This is a genomic window from Streptomyces venezuelae (assembly GCF_008642335.1).
GTDB classification, from domain to species: domain Bacteria; phylum Actinomycetota; class Actinomycetes; order Streptomycetales; family Streptomycetaceae; genus Streptomyces; species Streptomyces venezuelae_F.
Map to the genome: position 1 here is coordinate 2,515,300 of NZ_CP029191.1, position 16,671 is coordinate 2,531,970.

At 71.2% G+C, this 16,671-nt stretch carries 19 protein-coding genes; 10 read left to right on the forward strand and 9 right to left on the reverse strand.

Features of this window, described 5'->3' with window-relative positions; genetic code table 11:
- Nucleotides 1-43: 43 nt before the first annotated feature.
- Both DEJ49_RS11270 and DEJ49_RS11275 read right to left on the reverse strand, forming a co-directional pair.
- Nucleotides 44-682, reverse strand: a complete 639-nt coding sequence (locus DEJ49_RS11270) for a class I SAM-dependent DNA methyltransferase (protein ID WP_150184015.1) — start codon at nucleotides 680-682, stop codon at nucleotides 44-46.
- A 35-nt stretch (nucleotides 683-717) separates the two neighbouring features.
- On the reverse strand, nucleotides 718-1,155 hold the full coding sequence (locus DEJ49_RS11275) for a VOC family protein (RefSeq protein WP_150184016.1): 438 nt from the start codon (nucleotides 1,153-1,155) through the stop codon (nucleotides 718-720).
- Nucleotides 1,156-1,233: 78 nt separating this feature from the next.
- On the opposite strand from DEJ49_RS11275, the gene DEJ49_RS11280 reads away from it, so the two are divergent.
- Nucleotides 1,234-2,055 carry a helix-turn-helix transcriptional regulator gene (locus DEJ49_RS11280; protein ID WP_150184017.1) on the forward strand — a complete coding sequence of 274 codons (822 nt, stop codon included), beginning with the start codon at nucleotides 1,234-1,236 and terminating at the stop codon, nucleotides 2,053-2,055.
- A 43-nt stretch (nucleotides 2,056-2,098) separates the two neighbouring features.
- On the opposite strand, the gene DEJ49_RS11285 is transcribed toward DEJ49_RS11280, so the two are convergent.
- Nucleotides 2,099-3,481 (reverse strand): glycine--tRNA ligase, encoded by a 1,383-nt coding sequence (locus DEJ49_RS11285; RefSeq protein ID WP_150167534.1) that lies wholly within the window; start codon nucleotides 3,479-3,481, stop codon nucleotides 2,099-2,101.
- Between the two features lie 186 nt (nucleotides 3,482-3,667).
- On the opposite strand from DEJ49_RS11285, the gene DEJ49_RS11290 reads away from it, so the two are divergent.
- The 4 genes from DEJ49_RS11290 (at nucleotide 3,668) to DEJ49_RS11305 (ending at nucleotide 6,839) form a co-directional block, all read left to right on the forward strand.
- Nucleotides 3,668-4,639: a metal ABC transporter substrate-binding protein gene (locus DEJ49_RS11290; RefSeq protein ID WP_150184018.1), complete on the forward strand. Its 972-nt coding sequence runs from the start codon at nucleotides 3,668-3,670 to the stop codon at nucleotides 4,637-4,639.
- A gap of 32 nt (nucleotides 4,640-4,671) precedes the next feature.
- A complete protein-coding gene (locus tag DEJ49_RS11295) occupies nucleotides 4,672-5,454 on the forward strand; it encodes a metal ABC transporter ATP-binding protein (RefSeq protein ID WP_150184019.1) in 783 nt (260 codons plus the stop codon).
- Between the two features lie 21 nt (nucleotides 5,455-5,475).
- Nucleotides 5,476-6,366: a metal ABC transporter permease gene (locus tag DEJ49_RS11300; protein ID WP_150167540.1), complete on the forward strand. Its 891-nt coding sequence runs from the start codon at nucleotides 5,476-5,478 to the stop codon at nucleotides 6,364-6,366.
- Nucleotides 6,367-6,437: 71 nt separating this feature from the next.
- Complete coding sequence (locus DEJ49_RS11305) at nucleotides 6,438-6,839, forward strand: Fur family transcriptional regulator (protein WP_055563158.1); 402 nt, start codon at nucleotides 6,438-6,440, stop codon at nucleotides 6,837-6,839.
- A 71-nt stretch (nucleotides 6,840-6,910) separates the two neighbouring features.
- Here DEJ49_RS11305 and DEJ49_RS11310 read toward each other — a convergent pair whose 3' ends face one another.
- The 3 genes from DEJ49_RS11310 to DEJ49_RS11320 form a co-directional block, all read right to left on the reverse strand.
- A complete protein-coding gene (locus DEJ49_RS11310; protein ID WP_150184020.1) occupies nucleotides 6,911-7,732 on the reverse strand; it encodes an isoprenyl transferase in 822 nt (273 codons plus the stop codon).
- Between the two features lie 26 nt (nucleotides 7,733-7,758).
- Complete coding sequence (recO, locus tag DEJ49_RS11315; protein ID WP_150184021.1) at nucleotides 7,759-8,511, reverse strand: DNA repair protein RecO; 753 nt, start codon at nucleotides 8,509-8,511, stop codon at nucleotides 7,759-7,761.
- Nucleotides 8,512-8,627: 116 nt separating this feature from the next.
- On the reverse strand, nucleotides 8,628-8,858 hold the full coding sequence (locus tag DEJ49_RS11320) for a hypothetical protein (RefSeq protein WP_399533580.1): 231 nt from the start codon (nucleotides 8,856-8,858) through the stop codon (nucleotides 8,628-8,630).
- A 336-nt stretch (nucleotides 8,859-9,194) separates the two neighbouring features.
- Between DEJ49_RS11320 and DEJ49_RS11330 the strand changes: the two genes are divergently transcribed.
- On the forward strand, nucleotides 9,195-10,028 hold the full coding sequence (locus DEJ49_RS11330) for a helix-turn-helix domain-containing protein (protein WP_150184023.1): 834 nt from the start codon (nucleotides 9,195-9,197) through the stop codon (nucleotides 10,026-10,028).
- A complete protein-coding gene (locus DEJ49_RS11335; RefSeq protein WP_150184024.1) occupies nucleotides 10,010-10,207 on the forward strand; it encodes a DUF397 domain-containing protein in 198 nt (65 codons plus the stop codon). The genes DEJ49_RS11330 and DEJ49_RS11335 overlap by 19 nt, the downstream gene beginning before the upstream one ends.
- 13 nt (nucleotides 10,208-10,220) lie before the next feature.
- On the opposite strand, the gene DEJ49_RS11340 is transcribed toward DEJ49_RS11335, so the two are convergent.
- Nucleotides 10,221-11,021, reverse strand: a complete 801-nt coding sequence (locus DEJ49_RS11340) for an isocitrate lyase/phosphoenolpyruvate mutase family protein (RefSeq protein ID WP_150184025.1) — start codon at nucleotides 11,019-11,021, stop codon at nucleotides 10,221-10,223.
- A 72-nt stretch (nucleotides 11,022-11,093) separates the two neighbouring features.
- On the opposite strand from DEJ49_RS11340, the gene DEJ49_RS11345 reads away from it, so the two are divergent.
- From DEJ49_RS11345 to DEJ49_RS11355, 3 genes are all read left to right on the forward strand, one after another.
- Nucleotides 11,094-11,771, forward strand: a complete 678-nt coding sequence (locus tag DEJ49_RS11345; protein ID WP_150184026.1) for an AIM24 family protein — start codon at nucleotides 11,094-11,096, stop codon at nucleotides 11,769-11,771.
- An 85-nt stretch (nucleotides 11,772-11,856) separates the two neighbouring features.
- Entirely contained in the window at nucleotides 11,857-12,372 is a 516-nt protein-coding gene (locus DEJ49_RS11350) for a PH domain-containing protein (protein WP_150184027.1), read from the forward strand.
- The gene (locus DEJ49_RS11355; RefSeq protein ID WP_223832796.1) at nucleotides 12,369-13,916 is read left to right on the forward strand and encodes a PH domain-containing protein; all 1,548 of its coding nucleotides are present in this window, start codon (nucleotides 12,369-12,371) and stop codon (nucleotides 13,914-13,916) included. Before DEJ49_RS11350 ends, DEJ49_RS11355 begins: the two co-directional genes overlap by 4 nt.
- Here DEJ49_RS11355 and DEJ49_RS11360 read toward each other — a convergent pair.
- Nucleotides 13,913-15,193, reverse strand: coding sequence for an aminotransferase class I/II-fold pyridoxal phosphate-dependent enzyme (locus DEJ49_RS11360; protein ID WP_150184028.1), 1,281 nt, complete (start codon nucleotides 15,191-15,193; stop codon nucleotides 13,913-13,915). The two genes, DEJ49_RS11355 and DEJ49_RS11360, sit on opposite strands and share 4 nt — an antisense overlap.
- 148 nt (nucleotides 15,194-15,341) lie before the next feature.
- Nucleotides 15,342-16,577 (reverse strand): MFS transporter, encoded by a 1,236-nt coding sequence (locus DEJ49_RS11365; protein WP_223832797.1) that lies wholly within the window; start codon nucleotides 16,575-16,577, stop codon nucleotides 15,342-15,344.
- Nucleotides 16,578-16,671 lie beyond the last annotated feature (94 nt).

The window sequence follows — 16,671 nt, forward strand, 5'->3', positions numbered from 1 at the left end:
CGCGGGCACGCCCCTCGCGCCCGCTCGCCCTCATGCCCTCATGTCAGTCCCTGCGCATCAGCAGATGCCCCCGCCGGAACCGCTCGCCCTCCCCCGGCTCCCGCAGCATGCGGCCCAGTTCCGTGAACCCTGCCCGGCGCGCGAGTGCCGCGAGTTCGTCGGTCGGCCAGCGGTACGCCGTCGTCACCTTGTGGTCGAACGGGGTGACCGGAGCACCTTCCGCCTCGAAGAAGGCCAGCAGGAGGTGGCCGCCGGGGCTCAGGGCGCGGTGGAACTCCGCGAAGTACGGCGGTAGTTCCGGGGGCGGGGTGTGGATCAGGGAGTACCAGGACACGATGCCCCGCAGCTCTTCGCCGGGCAGGTCCAGGGCCTGCGCCGAGCCGACCTCGAAGCGGATGTCCGGGTACGCCTCGCGCGCCAGGTCGATCATCGCCGGGGAGACGTCGACGCCGAACGCGTCCAGGCCCAGGTCCCGGAGGAGCGCCGTCACGGGGCCGGGGCCGCAGCCGAACTCCGCGACGGCTCCCCCGCCTTCGGCCCGCACCTTTCCGGCGAACGCGGCGATCCACGCGTGGTCCAGCGAGGGGGCCCGCAGGTCGTCGCGGGGCAGGTCCGCGTACACGGTGGCGATGGCGTCGTAGGCGTCCGCGGTCTCACTGAGATAGCTGGAAGTTTCAGTCACAGGCGGACCCTAGGGCCCGCCTGTGACAACCATGCCTACAGGCCCTCCTCCGTCGGCCTGTGCTCCACGTACTCGATCACCGTGCCGTCCCGGTGGCGCGCCGTGAAGCCCGAGCCCGTCGGGACTTTGATCAAGGGGTCAGTGATCTCCGCGCCCTCAGCCGCCAGGCGCGTCAGGTACGCCTGCGCCGAGTCCACCAGCAGCGTGCCGTGCGTCGCGCGGAACGGCGCCAGTGTCTCCTCCGTGCCCTCGATCAGGAGGAACGCGCCGACCACCGCCAGGTTCAGCCCCTTCTCCGGGTACGCGAACCACATGTCCCGTTCCGTGCCGAGCAAGCGCTCGTAGGACGACGCCAGCGAGTCCAGCGTGCCGGGCGGTGTGTAGACGCGGATGAAGGGGCGGGGTTCGGACAGGTTCGCGGAGTCGTTGCGGCGGCGCCACATCGTCGGGGTCTCAGTCGGAGTCTCAGTCATGGCTTCAGCCTCGCCGTCCCCCAGGGGCCTGCCCAGCCAGGCGTTCATGGGGGTGACTCCAGGTCATACGCTGGGGTCATGGCGTCCACTACGGCAACCTCCGCGCTGCGGTCCGGACTCGGCGGGTTCCTGCGCGCCCATCGCGAGCGCCTCTCCCCCGCCGACGTGGGGCTGCCCGGCACGACCCGGCGGCGCACGTCGGGGCTGCGCCGCGAAGAGGTCGCCGCGCTCTCGGGCGTCTCCGTGGCCTGGTACACGTGGCTGGAGCAAGGGCGCGTGGACACCTCCCGCCAGGTGCTCGACGCCGTCGCCCGCGCCCTGCGTCTCGACGACGCCTCCCATCGGCATGCCCTCGCCCTGGCCGGGTTCGCCCCCGGCGCGACGGCGGCTCCTGTTCCGGCAGCAGTCGAGCCCGGCCTCCGCTCCATGATCGACAATTGGGCCGACAGTCCGGCGGCGGTGCTCGGGCCCGCCCTCGACCTGCTCGCCTGGAACCGTGCCTACGTCGACGTATGGCCCGATCCCGCCGACGTCGCCGAAGAGCGGCGCAATCTGCTGCTCCTGCTGGTCGAGGACGACCGGCACCGGCGCGTGCTGCCCGACTGGGAGCCCGTCGCCGTCGACCTGTACCGGCACCTGCGCACCCGCGCCGACCGCCGCCCCGAGGACGGGGGCTTCCGTCGCCTCACCGGCCGACTGCGGTCCACCCGGACCGACTTGGACGCCTGGTGGGCCTGCCGTTCGATCGGGGACTTCACCTCGCGGACGGTGGAGATCGCGTCACGGAGGGACGGCACGCTCCACCCGTACGGCATGACCCTGCTGCTCACCCCGCAGCCGCAGGACACCGCGATCCTCGTGATGACCCCTCAGGACGCACGGAAGCCCCCGGTTCCGTGATCCGGCACCGGGGGCTTCCCGCACAGTCACTCGGGCCGAGGCGTCAGCAGCCCACGAGACGCGTCGCGAGGTAGCCCTCGATCTGGTCGAGGGAGACCCGCTCCTGCTTCATCGTGTCGCGCTCGCGCACCGTCACCGCGTTGTCGTCCAGGGTGTCGAAGTCGACCGTGACGCAGTACGGCGTGCCGATCTCGTCCTGGCGGCGGTAGCGGCGGCCGATGGCGCCCGCGTCGTCGAACTCGATGTTCCAGTTCTGGCGGAGCGCCGTGGCGAGGCCCTTGGCCTTCGGGGAGAGCTCCGGGTTGCGGGAGAGCGGGAGCACCGCGACCTTCACCGGGGCGATGCGGTGGTCGAAGCGCATGACCGTCCGCTTCTCCAGCTTGCCCTTGGCGTTGGGGGCCTCGTCCTCGATGTAGGAGTCGAGGAGGAAGGCGAGCATGGTGCGGCCGACGCCCGCCGCGGGCTCGATGACGTAGGGGGTCCAGCGCTCGCCGGCCTCCTGGTCGAAGTAGGACAGGTCCTGGCCCGACGCCTTGGAGTGCGCGGTCAGGTCGTAGTCCGTGCGGTTGGCGACGCCCTCGAGCTCGCCCCACTCGCTGCCGCCGAACTGGAAGCGGTACTCGATGTCAGCGGTGCGCTTGGAGTAGTGGGAGAGCTTCTCCTTCGGGTGCTCGTACCACCGCATGTTCTCCTCGCGCAGGCCCAGGCCGGTGTACCAGTTCCAGCGCTGCTCCATCCAGTACTCCTGCCACTTCTCGTCCTCGCCCGGCTTGACGAAGAACTCCATCTCCATCTGCTCGAACTCGCGGGTCCGGAAGATGAAGTTGCCGGGCGTGATCTCGTTGCGGAAGGACTTGCCCATCTGCGCGATGCCGAACGGCGGCTTGCGGCGCGAGGTCTGCTGGACCTGGGCGAAGTTGGTGAAGATGCCCTGCGCGGTCTCGGGGCGCAGGTAGGCGACGGAGCCGCTGTCCTGCGTGGGGCCGAGGTGCGTGGCGAGCATGCCGGAGAACTGCTTGGGCTCCGTGAACTGGCCCTTGGTACCGCAGTTGGGGCAGTTGACGTCCGCGAGGCCGTTGGCCGGCGGACGGTTGTGCTTGGCCTCGTAGGCCTCTTCCAGGTGGTCGGCGCGGTGGCGCTTGTGACAGGAGAGGCACTCGGTGAGCGGGTCGGAGAAGGTCTTGACGTGGCCGGAGGCCTCCCAGACCTCGCTCGCCAGGATCACCGAGGAGTCGATACCGACAACGTCCTCGCGCGAGGTGACCATGTAGCGCCACCACTGGCGCTTGAGGTTCTCCTTCAGCTCGACGCCGAGCGGTCCGTAGTCCCAGGCGGCGCGCTGACCGCCGTAGATCTCACTGCAGGGGAAAACGAAGCCACGGCGCTTGCTCAGGCTGACGATGGTGTCGATCTTGTCGGCGGCCACGGTGCTCTCTTCATTACGACGGCGGACGAAGCAAGTGCTGCGGGAGCAACGGCTTCGGGAGCGAATGCTTCAGGTTACCGGCGGCCTTACCCCCCTAATCAAATCGGTTCCCCGTACCCGTCCCCGCGCACTCCCCCGCAGGGGCCTTGTTGACAATCGTTTCCACATTTGTTGAAAATGAGTGTCATGAACGTACGACGCCTGATACCCACCGCCGCCCTTGCCTCCGCCACGGTCCTCGGCCTCACCGCCCTGACCGCCTGCTCCACCTCCGCCGCGGACGACAAGGACGGCAAGCTGGACGTCGTGGCGTCGTTCTACCCCATGCAGTACCTGGCGGAGCAGATCGGCGGCGACCACGTCTCCGTCACCACGCTCACCGAGCCGGGCCAGGAGCCGCACGACCTCGACGTCTCCGCCCGGCAGCGCGGTGAGCTGGAGGATTCCGACGTCGCCCTCTACCTCAAGGGCCTGCAGCCCGCCGTCGACGACGCCATCGACCAGTCCGGCATCAAGACCAAGGTCGACGCCGCATCGCTGACCAGCATGGAGAAGCACGGCAACGAGGTCGGCGGGCACGCCGATGAGCACGAGGAAGAGGGCCACGAGGGCCACGGCCACGGGCACTCCCACGAAGGCGCCGACCCCCACATCTGGCTCGACCCCGTGAAGTACGCCGAGGTCGCCGAGGGCGTCGGCAAGGCCCTGGAGAAGGCCGACCCGGACCACGCGAAGACGTACGAGAAGAACACCGCGGCCCTGGTGAAGAAGCTCGGTGGCCTGAACAAGTCGTTCGAGGACGGCCTGAAGAACACCGACTCCAAGGTCTTCATCACCACCCACGCCGCCTTCGGCTACCTCGCCGAGCGCTACGGCCTCACCGAGGAGGCCATCAGCGGGCTCGACCCCGAGGGCGAGCCGAGCGCGAAGCGCGTCAAGGACCTCCAGAAGATGGCGAAGGCCGACGGCGTCACCACCGTCTTCTACGAGACCCTCGTCAGCGACAGGACGGCGAAGACCCTCGCCGAGGACACGGGCCTGAAGACGGACGTGCTCGACCCCATCGAGGGCATCACCGACGACTCCAAGGGCAAGGACTACGTCCAGGTCATGGAGTCCAACCTCAAGGCCCTGCGGAAGGCCCTGGGCGCCAAGTGACCACCACCCCCGGGGCTACGGAGGCACGAGCCATGAGCAACCACGACGACACCCGCGAAGCCGTCATATCCCTGCGCAAGGTGACGGCCGAGCTCGGCTCGCGCCCCGTGCTGCGCGGCATCGACCTCACCGTCGGCCGCGGCGAGGTCGTCGCCCTCCTCGGCGCCAACGGCTCCGGCAAGTCCACGGCCGTCCGCACGGTCATAGGGCAGGTCCCCGTCACCGGCGGCGACGTCGAGATCTTCGGCACCCCGCGCCGGCGCTTCCGCGACTGGGCCCGCGTCGGGTACGTACCGCAGCGCACCACCGCCGCGGGCGGCGTCCCCGCCACGATCAACGAGGTCGTCACCTCCGGGCGGCTCTCCCGTGCCCGCCTCGGGATCCTGCGCAAGGCCGACCGCGAGGCCGTCGCCCGCGCCATCGACCTCGTGGGGCTCTCCGACCGCACCAAGGACTCCGTCAACGCCCTCTCCGGCGGCCAGCACCAGCGGGTCCTCATCGCCCGCGCGCTGGCCTCCGAGCCGGAGCTGCTGATCATGGACGAGCCGATGGCGGGCGTCGACCTGGCCAGCCAGGAGGTCCTCGCCTCCACCCTGCGCCGGCAGGTCGCGGGCGGCGCCTCCGTCCTGCTCGTCCTGCACGAGCTCGGCCCCCTGGAACCCCTCATCGACCGTGCCGTGGTCCTGCGCGACGGCTGCGTCCTGCACGACGGCCCGCCGCCGCGCGCGGTCGGCCAGCACGCGCTGCCCGGCCACGACCACGTCCACCCGCACACCGCCGACGCGGAGCCGGTCCGTACCGGCCTGCTCACCTGAGCCCGGACGCGAGAGTCAGTCATGGAACTCCTCAACTACGCCTTCATGCAGCGGGCGCTGCTCGCCGCCGTCCTGGTCGGCATCACCGCGCCCGCCGTCGGCATCTACCTCGTCCAGCGCCGCCAGGCCCTCATGGGCGACGGCATCGGCCATGTCGCGATGACCGGCGTCGGCCTCGGCTTCCTCCTCTCGACCTCCCCCGTGTGGATGGCGACGGCGGTCGCGATCGTCGGCGCCGTCGTGATGGAGCTGATCCGCTGGTACGGCAAGACGCGCGGCGACATCGCCCTCGCGATGCTGTTCTACGGCGGCATGGCGGGCGGCGTCATGTTCATCAACCTCGCCCCCGGCGGCTCGAACGCGAACCTCCAGTCGTATCTCTTCGGCTCGCTCTCGACGGTCTCCGAGGAGGACGTCTCGGCGATCTGCCTGCTCGCCGCGTTTGTGGTCCTCGTCACGGTCGGGCTGCGCCGCCAGCTGTTCGCGGTCAGCCAGGACGAGGAGTTCGCGCGCGTCACCGGCCTGCCGGTCCGCGCCCTCAACCTCCTCACCGCCGTCACGGCCGCGGTCACGGTCACCGTCGCCATGCGCGTCGTCGGCCTGCTCCTCGTCTCCGCGCTCATGGTGGTGCCGGTGGCGGCCGCCCAGCAGCTCACCCGCAGCTTCGCGGCGACGTTCGCGGTCTCGGTGGCGATCGGCATCGCCGTGACGCTGGGCGGAACGGTGACGTCCTACTACCAGGACGTGCCGCCCGGCGCGACGATCGTGCTCCTGACCATCGGCGTCTTCATCGCCCTCACGGTCCTCGCGACGCCGCTGGCCAGGCGCAGGGCGCGGGCGGCCGCCGCCGCGGCGGCGGCCGGTGATCCCGCGGAGTGCTCGGTACCGGCCCAGCCGGTGGCCAAGACCTGACCCGCGTCCGGGCCGACCTGGCACAATGGCCCGGCAGGCCCAGACCAGAGCGCAGACGCGAGGAGGCAACCGTGGGAGCCCCGGTTCGAGGCAGGTCGACCCGCCAGCGTGCGGCGGTGGCCGCGGCACTCGACGACGTGGACGAGTTCCGCAGTGCGCAGGAGCTGCACGACATGCTCAAGCACAAGGGCGACTCGGTCGGTCTGACCACGGTCTACCGCACCCTCCAGTCCCTGGCCGACGCCGGCGAGGTCGACGCCCTGCGCACGAGCGAGGGCGAGACGGTCTACCGCCGCTGCTCGACCGGCGATCACCACCACCACCTGGTCTGCCGCGTCTGCGGCAAGGCCGTCGAGGTGGAGGGCCCCGCGGTCGAGAAGTGGGCCGAGGCGATCGCGTCGGAGCACGGCTTCGTGAACGTGGCGCACACGGTGGAGATCTTCGGGACGTGCCAGGAGTGCGCGAACAAGTAGACGTACGGACGAGAAGGGCCCGCGCCATCGGTCAGACGATGGCGCGGGCCCTTCTTCGTGTCCGGTGGGTGCTAACTGTTGGCGATCTGCTCCTCGTTGGGGATCGCCCCGCCGAAGCGGCGGTCGCGCGAGGCGTATTCGAGGCAGGCGCGCCACAGGTCACGGCGGTCGAAGTCCGGCCACAGGACGTCCTGGAAGACCATCTCGGCGTAGGCGCTCTGCCAGAGGAGGTAGTTGGAGGTGCGCTGCTCGCCGCTCGGGCGGAGGAAGAGGTCGACGTCCGGCATGTCCGGGTAGTACAGGTACTTCGCGAACGTCTTCTCGTTGATCTTGGACGGGTTGAGCCGGCCCGCCTTCACGTCCTCGGCGATGGCCAGGGCCGCGTCCGCGATCTCGGCGCGGCCGCCGTAGTTCATGCAGAAGTACAGGGTCAGCTTGTCGTTGTCCTTGGTCTGCTCCTGGGAGATCTCCAGCTCCCGGGCGACCGACTTCCACAGCTTGGGCATGCGGCCCACCCAGCGCACGCGTACGCCGAGGTCGTCGAGCTGGTCGCGGGTCTTGCGGATGAAGTCGCGGTTGAAGTTCATCAGGAACTTCACCTCGTCCGGGGACCGCTTCCAGTTCTCGGTGGAGAAGGCGTACAGCGAGATCGCGCCGACGCCCATCTCGATGCTGCCCTGCAGGACGTCGAGGACGCGCTCGGCGCCGACCTTGTGCCCCTCGGTGCGCGGCAGACCGCGGTCCTTCGCCCACCGTCCGTTGCCGTCCATGACGATCGCCACGTGCTGCGGGACCAGCTCGCCGGGGATCTTCGGCGGTCGCGCGCCCGAGGGGTGGGGCTCGGGCAGCTGGTACTCGCGGCGGGACCGTCCGAGGATTCCGCGTCGTGCCATGGGGGGTCTCTCTCCTACCTAGCTGTTCACGTGCTTTTCTCTACGTAACGCAATGAGCGCAGTCCGCGCTCCAGGTGCCAGTGCAGATAGGCGGAAACGAGCCCGCTGCCCTCCCTGGCGTGCCGCGCCTCGCACGCGTCCGCCGTCTCCCAGTCGCCGGTGAGCAGCGCGCCGAGCAGCGCGAGCGTCTCCGCCGACGGGACGACGCTGCCGGGCACCCGGCAGTCGACGCAAATCGATCCGCCGGCGGCGACCGAAAAGAAGCGGTTGGGGCCCGGCATGCCGCACTTCGCGCAGTCGGTGAAGCTGGGCGCGTAGCCGTTGACGGCGAGGGAACGCAGCAGGAACGCGTCCAGCACGAGGTGGGGCTCATGCTCCCCCCGCGACAGGACGCGCAGCGCGCCCACCAGCAGCAGATACTGCTGCACGGCGGGCTCTCCCTCATGATCCGTGAACCGCTCGGCGGTCTCCAGCATGGCCGTTCCGGCGGTGTACCGCGCGTAATCGGTCACGATGCCGCCACCGTAGGGAGCGATGGTCTCACTCTGCGTGCAGAGCGGAAGCCCGCGCCCGACGAGCTCGCTCCCCCGCGCGAAGAACTGCACGTCGACGTGCGAGAACGGCTCAAGGCGCGCCCCGAACTTCGACTTGGTCCGCCGCACACCGCGCGCGACGGCGCGTACACGTCCGTGACCGCGGGTGAGCAGGGTGATGATGCGGTCCGCTTCACCGAGCTTCTGGGTGCGCAGCACGATGCCGTCGTCGCGGAACAGACTCATGGGGTCCATTCTCGCGTATGCCGACGGGTCGCCGGGCCCGGGTGCTCATCCGGGGCCGGTTCACCACGTACGCCCGCTCCCCTCACGGGGGCCCGGAGTCCTGGTACAGCTGACCGTCAGGTCACCTCGCCCCTGCTCCTCGCGTTCGCGTACGCCGTCGCCGCGCGCAGGCGTTCCGCGGTCGTCGCGGTGCGGACCGCCTCCGGGGCGCAGTCCCACTCACGGCCGCCCCCATAGGGGCGCAGCTGGACGTACGGGCCCTCGTGGCCCATCACCCGGCCCACCTGGCCGCTCCGGGTGTCCACGACGTACGCCCCTACGGGCAGCTCCAGCGGCAGGTCATTCATGGCGCACTCCTCAGCACGGCGGCGAGTCGTGCCGCCGCGTCGACCGAACAACCCCCCAATTCGATCCTCGGACACGGGGTTTCCCTCGCGATCGACGAGGGATCCATCCTCAGTGACGGCACGGTAATTCCCACTCGTGCGAGTGCGGTGCGCAATTCCCTCACGGTATCCTCCGCCTGTTCGATACATGCCACTGCGTGCTGCTTTCCGTCCGCCTTCACGTGGCTCCCCTTTGCCTTCGGATTTCACTCTTCTCGCCCCTACGGTGGCGCACGCGGCCTACACTCGGCAGGAGTCTGACCTCTACAACTGCGAGGCAGCGAAAGGCGGTTGGCCATGGCCAATGGTTCGAGGCAGGCGGCGTGGGAGTTCTTCGGCGCGGAGCTGAAACGGAGACGTGAGGACGCGGGGCTCAGCCAGTCGGCGCTGGGGATCCGCGTATTCGTTTCCGGGGGCTACATCGGCCAGTTCGAGCAGGCGATTCGAAAACCTCAGCTGGATGTGGCGCAACGTATTGATGAGGTGCTACAAACCGATGGCTTTTTCGAACGGTTGTGGCGAAAGCTGATCAAGGACCAGCCCTTTTCCGAGTACTTTGCGCATGCGGCGGAGTTGGAACGGCTGGCGACGAAGATCTGCGAGTTCGAACCGGCGCTGATCCCCGGCTTGCTGCAGACCCCGGAGTACGCCCGAGGGCTCTTCGCCGCGAGCAACCCGTTCGCGACGGACGAGTACATCGAGGACCTGCTCAGGATCCGCATGGACCGCGCGGCCATCCTCAGGGACGCCACGCGCCCGGTGTACTGGGTGATCGTGCACGAGACCGCAGTACTCATCCCCGTCGGCGGCTCCGCCACCATGGCCGACCAGCTCGCCTACCTCAGCACCATGGCACGCGAGCACAGAGTGGTGCTGCAGGTGATTCCGTTCGCGGCCGGGGCCCACCCGAGGATGGGCAAGATGATGAAGCTCATGGAGTTCGAGGACGCGCCGCCAACTGTCTATACAGAAGGCGTGCATTCATCCAGCCTGCTCGATGAACCGACAGTGGTGAAGCGAGTACAGGCGTCCTACGATCTGCTCAGGGCCGTCGCGCTGTCACCGGGGGCGTCCCTGGACCTGATCGACTCTGCGGCGGAGGACTTCCGACAATGCGCAAGTACGACCTGAGCGGCGCCCGCTGGCGCAAGAGCAGTTACAGCAGCGGCGATGAGAGTGACAACTGCGTCGAGGTCGCCGACGGAGTCCCCCACGTCGTCCCCGTACGGGACAGCAAGGTCCCCCAGGGTCCCGCCCTGATCATCGGCGCCGGCGCCTGGACCGCGTTCGTGGCGATGGTCGCCGGGTAAGGGGCGCGCGGCTCTAAGCGAACCCGTCCGCCAGCGTCTGCGTCTCCGCGTACGAAGGAATGCCCTCCGCCTGCGGCAGGCCGTCGGCCACGGAACGTACCGCCGTCACCGCCGCCCCCAGCGCCGCCCGGAACAGGAGCGAGCCGCAGCTGACCCGGGCCACTCCCGCCTTGGACAGCTCCTGCATCGACGGGCCGTCCGGGGCGTGGAGGATGTTGAGCGGGGTGTCGCCCAACGCCGAGGTCAGGTCGGCGATCGTCCGCAGGTCGCGCAGGCCCGGCACGAACACCCCGTCCGCACCCGCCCCCCGGTACGCCTCCAGCCGCTCCCCCGTCTCGCCGGACCTCCCCGCGCCCCGCAACCAGTACGTGTCCGTGCGGGCGTTGATGAACACGCGGCCCCCCACCGTCTCCCGCACCGCCGTCAGGATCTCGGCCTGATGCCCGGCATCCCGCAGCGTGCCGTCCGCGCGGCCGTCCTCGATGTTGATGCCGACGGCGCCCGCCTCCGCCAGTTCCGCCGCCAGCGCCGCCACGTCCTCCGGCTCGTCGCTGAAGCCGCCCTCGACGTCGACGCTGATCAGCGCGTCCAGGCGGGTCAGGCCCCGGGCCAGCCGCACCGTCTCCGCCCGGGTCGCCCCCGTACCGTCGGGCAGGCCCGCCGCGGCCGCCACGCCCAGGCTGGTCGTCCCGACCGCGCGGAATCCGGCGGCGGCCAGTGCCGCGGCGGACGCGTGGTCCCAGGCGTTCGGCAGGAGGAGGGGCGCACCGGCGCGGTGCAGGGCGCGGAATTCGTCGTACGCATGCTTCGTCATGGCATGACCGTACGGGTGCGGGGGCGTGTGCTGCGCTTCCCCCGTACGCAACACGTGGCTCAAGATGTGGGCATGAAGAGTGACTTGTTCTCCAGTGACCACATGGCCCAGCCGGCTCACGCGCCCGGCATGACCCTTCAGAACGCCAAGTCCATCAAGTACGCGGTCAACGGCGAGATGCACGCCCGGCAGGGCGCGATGATCGCCTACCGCGGCGAGCTCCAGTTCGAGCGGAAGAGCCAGGGCGTCGGCGGCATGCTCAAGCGGGCGGTGACCGGCGAGGGGCTGCCGCTGATGGCCGTGCGCGGACAGGGCGAGGCGTGGTTCGCGCACGAGGCGCAGAACTGCTTCATCGTCGACGTCGAGCCCGGCGACGTCCTCACCGTCAACGGCCGCAACGTCCTCTGTTTCGACGCGACCCTCTCGTACGAGATCAAGACGGTGAAGGGCGCGGGCATGACCGGCGGCGGTCTGTTCAACAGCGTCTTCACCGGCGCGGGCCGCCTCGGTCTCGTGTGTGAGGGCACGCCGTTGGTGATTCCCGTGTCGCCGCAGCAGCCCGTGTACGTCGACACGGACGCGGTGGTCGGCTGGACCGCCCACCTCTCCACCTCCCTGCACCGCTCGCAGTCCATCGGGTCGATGATCCGCGGCGGCTCCGGCGAGGCGGTGCAGCTGAAGCTGGAGGGCGAGGGGTACGTCATCGTGCGGCCGAGCGAGGCGACTCCGCAGAAGGCTCAGCAGCACTGAGGCCCCGGGGAAGGCGGCGCGGCGCTGCCGGTGCGCGGCGCTGCCGGTGCGCGGGTCGCGATCTGCGGCAAGTACCTTTCGTCTCATGGTTCTTGACCAAGGCAACCGGAAGCAGGAGCTGCGGCTGCGTCCGCCGCGCAACCCCCTGGACCGCCGCGCCGTCGCCTGGTGGCGTACGCAGCTGCTGCTCACGGTGGCCACGCCCGTGGCCGTCCTCGGTCTGCTCGGCGCGCTCATCGCGCCGGCCCGCTTCTGGCTGCTGCTGCCCGCCGCGGTCATCGCGGTGCCGGGGCTGCTCGTCGGCGTGCTGCTGCCGCTGTGGTGGTACAAGGTGCACCGCTGGGAGGTCACCGACGACGCCGTGTACGTGCGGACCGGGTTCTTCTGGATGGAGGGGCGGATCGCGCCGATGTCGCGGCTGCAGACCGTCGACACGATGCGCGGGCCCGTCCAGCGGATCTTCGGGCTGACCACGGTGACCGTGACGACGGCGTCCGCGCGGGGCGCGCTGAAGGTCAAGGGGCTCGACCACGCGACGGCCGCCGAACTCGCCGAGCGGCTGGCGCTCGTCACCCAGGCGACGCCGGGGGACGCGACGTGAGCGGGCTCGCGGCCACGAAAACGGCGGCGGGCACGGAGGCCGAGGAGGACGCGGGCTGGCGGCGGCTCGACCGGCGTTCGCTGCTCGTCACCGTCCAGATGACGGGCGGCGTCGTGACCGCCGTCGGCGTGCCGATCACCCTCAGCTTCCAGGGGTGGGTCGCCATGGGGCCCGTGATCGCCTGGGCGGTGGCGCTCAGCCTGCTCCTGGTCGGGAGCGGCGTCGGCATCGACGCGCTGCGGCTGCGCCACAGCCGGTACCGCGTCGGGCCCGAGCGGGCCGAGCTGCGCAGCGGCATCCTCTTCGTCAAGCACCGCTCCCTGAGCCGGGAGCGCATACGCTCCGTCGACCTCGTCGCCCACCCCCTGCTGCGCCTCCTCGGACTGGTGGAGGTCCGCATCGGCACCGGCGAGCAGAGCGCGGGCCAGGAGGCCACGCTCGAACTGCGGCCCGTGCGCAGGGCGGAGGGCGAGCGACTGCGGCGCGAGCTGCTCAGCCGGGCGGCGCCGGACGGAGCGTCCGACGTGGAGGGCACGATCGCCTCCCTCGACCCGCGCTGGATCCGGTATGCCCCGCTGTCCTTCGTGACCTCCGCGCTCGCCGCCGCGGCGGGCGGCGCGGTGATGCAGGTCAGCGAGTGGTTCGGGGTGCAGGAGGACGTCATCGAGTGGGTGGGTGACGTGTTCCGCGGGATGTCCGTGACGGGGATGGTGCTCGCGCTGATCGCGATCGGGCTCGCCGCCGGGTCGGTGGGCGCGCTCGGGCTGTGGATCGAGATGTGGTGGAACTACCGCCTGGAGCGGGAGCCGGGCGGGACGCTGCGGGTGCGGCGCGGGCTGTTGACGACCCGCTCGATCTCCCTGGAGGAGGCGCGGCTGCGCGGTGTCGACGTGGTGGAGCCGCTGGGCCTGCGCCTGTCGGGCGCGGCGCGGGTGGACGCGGTCGCCACGGGTCTGTCGCGCCGCGACGAGGAGGACCAGGCGGGGCCGAGCACGCTGCTGCCCGCCGCGCCCCGACGGCTCGCCGATGAGGTCGCGGCGCAGGTCCTGCGGGAGCCGGTGACGCCCACGGCGGCGCCTCTCGCGCCGCATCCGCGGGCGGCGCGGGCCCGCCGGATCCGGTGGGCGGTGTCGGCCGCGCTCGCGCCCGCGCTGGTCCTGCTGCTGCTCGGGGCGCTGCTCGACGTGCGGGTGCTCATGTATCTGGGGGTGGGCACGGCCGTGGTGCTCGTGCCGGTCGCGGTGGCGCTTGCCTGCGACGCGTACCGCAGCCTGGGGCACGCGCTCGACGCCGACTACCTCGTCGTACGGTCCGGGACCCTGCGCCGCTCCACGGTGGCGCTGCGGCGCGGCGGGGTCATCGGGTGGACCGTCAAGCAGTCCGTGCTGCAGCGCCGCGCCGGTCTGGTGACGCTGAGCGCGACGACGGCAGCGGGCGCCCAGGCGTACGCGGCGTACGACGTGGGGGAAGCGGAGGGCCTCGCCTTCGCGGAGCGAGCGGTACCGGGACTGCTCGCTCCGTTCCTGGAGAGCCGCAAGCCCTAGTTCGCGGCGGCCTGCTTCTCGTACCCGACGAGACGCACGCACACGGTGAGCCCCTTGATCGCCTGATCGAGCTCCGGGAGGCCGGGGTAGCTCGGCGCCACGCGGATGACCGCGTCGCGCGGGTCGTCGCCGTGCGGGTGCGTCGCGCCGGCCGGGGTGAGCACGATGCCCGCTTCGGCGGCGCGGCGCACGACCTCCTTGGCGCAGCCGTCCGGGACGGTGAGCGTCACGAAGTACCCGCCCTTGGGGGACGTCCAGGTCGCGAGGCCGGTCCCGCCGAGCTCGGACTCCAGGATCCGCGCGACCGTCTCGAACTTGGGCTGCAGCAGGGCGCGCTGGCGCTCCATGTGGGCGCGTACGCCGTCCGCGTCCTTCAGGAACATGACGTGCCGCAGCTGGTTGACCTTGTCGGGGCCGATCGACCGCTTCTGGTTGTTGGCGAGGAGCCACTTCACGTTGGCGGGCGACGAGCCGAAGAAGGCGACGCCCGCGCCCGCTGCGGTGATCTTCGAGGTGGAGCCGAAGACGAACGCGCGGTCCTCGTGCCCGGCGGCGGCACACGCGGCGAGCAGGTCCGCGATCTCGGCGGGCTCGTCGGTGAGGTGGTGGGCCGCGTACGCGTTGTCCCAGAAGATGCGGAAGTCGGGGGCGGCGGTGGGCATCGCGGCGAGGCGCGCCACGGTCTCGTCGCTGTAGACGACGCCGTCGGGGTTGCTGTACTTCGGCACGCACCAGATGCCCTTGACCGCCGGGTCCTCGGCGACGAGCCGCTCGACCTCGTCCATGTCGGGTCCGTCGGCCGTCATCGGCACGGGGATCATCTCGATGCCGAACCGCTCGCAGAGGCCGAAGTGCCGGTCGTAGCCGGGCACGGGGCACAGGAACGCGATGCGCTCCTGGTCCACCCAGCGCGACTCGGCGCCGGGCAGCACGCCGAGGAGGGCGTGCACGATGCAGTCGTGCATCAGCTCCAGGCTGGAGTTGCCGAGGGCGAGCAGCCGGTCCGCGGGCACCTGCAGCAGCTCGGCGAATATCTCGCGGAGCTCGGGCAGGCCCTGGAGGCCGCCGTAGTTGCGGACGTCGGTGCCGTTGGCCGCGGTGTGGTGGGCGCCGGGCAGGCTGAGCAGGGGCGCGGCGAGGTCGAGCTGCTCGGGGGCGGGCTTGCCCCGGGTCAGGTCGAGGGAGAGCCCGCGTGCGGCGAGGGCGTCGTAGTCCTTCCGGGCCTGCTCCAGCAGGCCGTCGAGGGCCGGGGCGTCGGGGCTCAGCTCGGTGGTCATGGTGGTGCCTCTCGCAAGGTGCCGCTTCGGCGGACGTCGTGGACTTCGGGCGTCGTGGATTCGATCGGTGGAGCGTGCCGAGGATACGTACCGGTGCGGGAACGCGCCGCACCCGACCGCACCGCGAGACCGCGGCTCCGCTGCGCTGCTACCCCAGCGCCGGGTCCGGACGCCGTGCGTGGAGCGTGATCAGGAGCACACAGGACAGGGCCGCGAGGGCGGCCGCCGCGCCGAGGAGGGCGGGGGGCGGCACCGCGCCGGACAGGAGCGTCATCGCGTAGGGCGCGAGCATCCCGACGTACGCGGCCGTCCAGAAGTACGCGGTGAGGCGGGCGAGCCGGTGCGGCGGGGCGAGGGCGGTGACCTCGGTGAGGCCGTACGTCAGGACGAAGCCGTAGCCCGCGCCGAGCACCGCGGCGGCGGCGAGGGCGGTCGGCGGGTCCTCCGTCGCCGCGGCGAGGGCGGCGGCGCCGAACCCGACGGTGATGACGAGCAGGCCCGCGACGGCGGTCGCGAGGCGGTGCCGCTTCGCGACGCGGCGGGCGAGGGGCTGCACGAGCAGGCCGGTGCCTGGGACGAGGGCGGTGGCGGCGCCGGTGTGGACGAGGCCGCCGTGCACGAGGCCGGGGAGCGTCACGAAGCCGACGCTGGGGGCGGCGAAGACCCAGGGGGCGACGGGGAGGACGGCGCGCCGGAAGAGGCGTCCGACGCCGGGGGGCTGCTCCGTGTGCGGTCCCCGGTGCCGGGTGCCCGTCTCGGGGGCGGTCAGCGCGGCGAGGCCCGCGCCGGCCGCGAGCAGCAGGTGCGGTACGTACGCCGTGACCATCGGTGCTCCGGCCCACCGGGCGATCAGCGCCGCCACGAGCCCCCCGGAGGCGAACCCGGCCGAGACGAAGAGCCCGGCGCGGCGCGAGGCGGTCGAAGCGGTCCTCGGATCGAGGGGGACGTACGGCTCCGAGGACAGCTCCTTGATCCACGCGCTGCCCGCCGCGAGCAGCGCACCCGCGCTCACCCCGGTGACGAACCGGCCGGGCCACAGCCACCCCGTGGCTCCCGCGCCCAGCATCAGCGCGCCGGTGGAGAGCAGGTTCAGCGCGAGTGCCGTCAGCGCGACCGGGCGCCGCCCGACGCGGTCGGCCAGCGGCCCGCACACCAGGAGGCCCGGGACGAGCCCGACGACGTACAGGGCGAAGAGGCCGGTGACGGCGGACTCGGAGAGGCCGAGCTCGGAGCGGTAGGCGCCGAGCAGCGCGGAGAACTGGTTGGCGCTCCACCCGGAGGCCATCATGATCCAGGCCGCCCGTAGCCCGTACCGGCGGCGGGGCGGGACGGAGGGGGTCCCTTCTGCGAGGGGCGTGGGCGGAGTGGTGGTGATGCTGCTCATGGCACCCAGTAGTAGGCGCGCCGTGCCCGCGCCCGCCTCCCCCGTTCACGATTCGTGAAGACGGCGCGCACGCCGCTGACCTCCGGGTCTACGC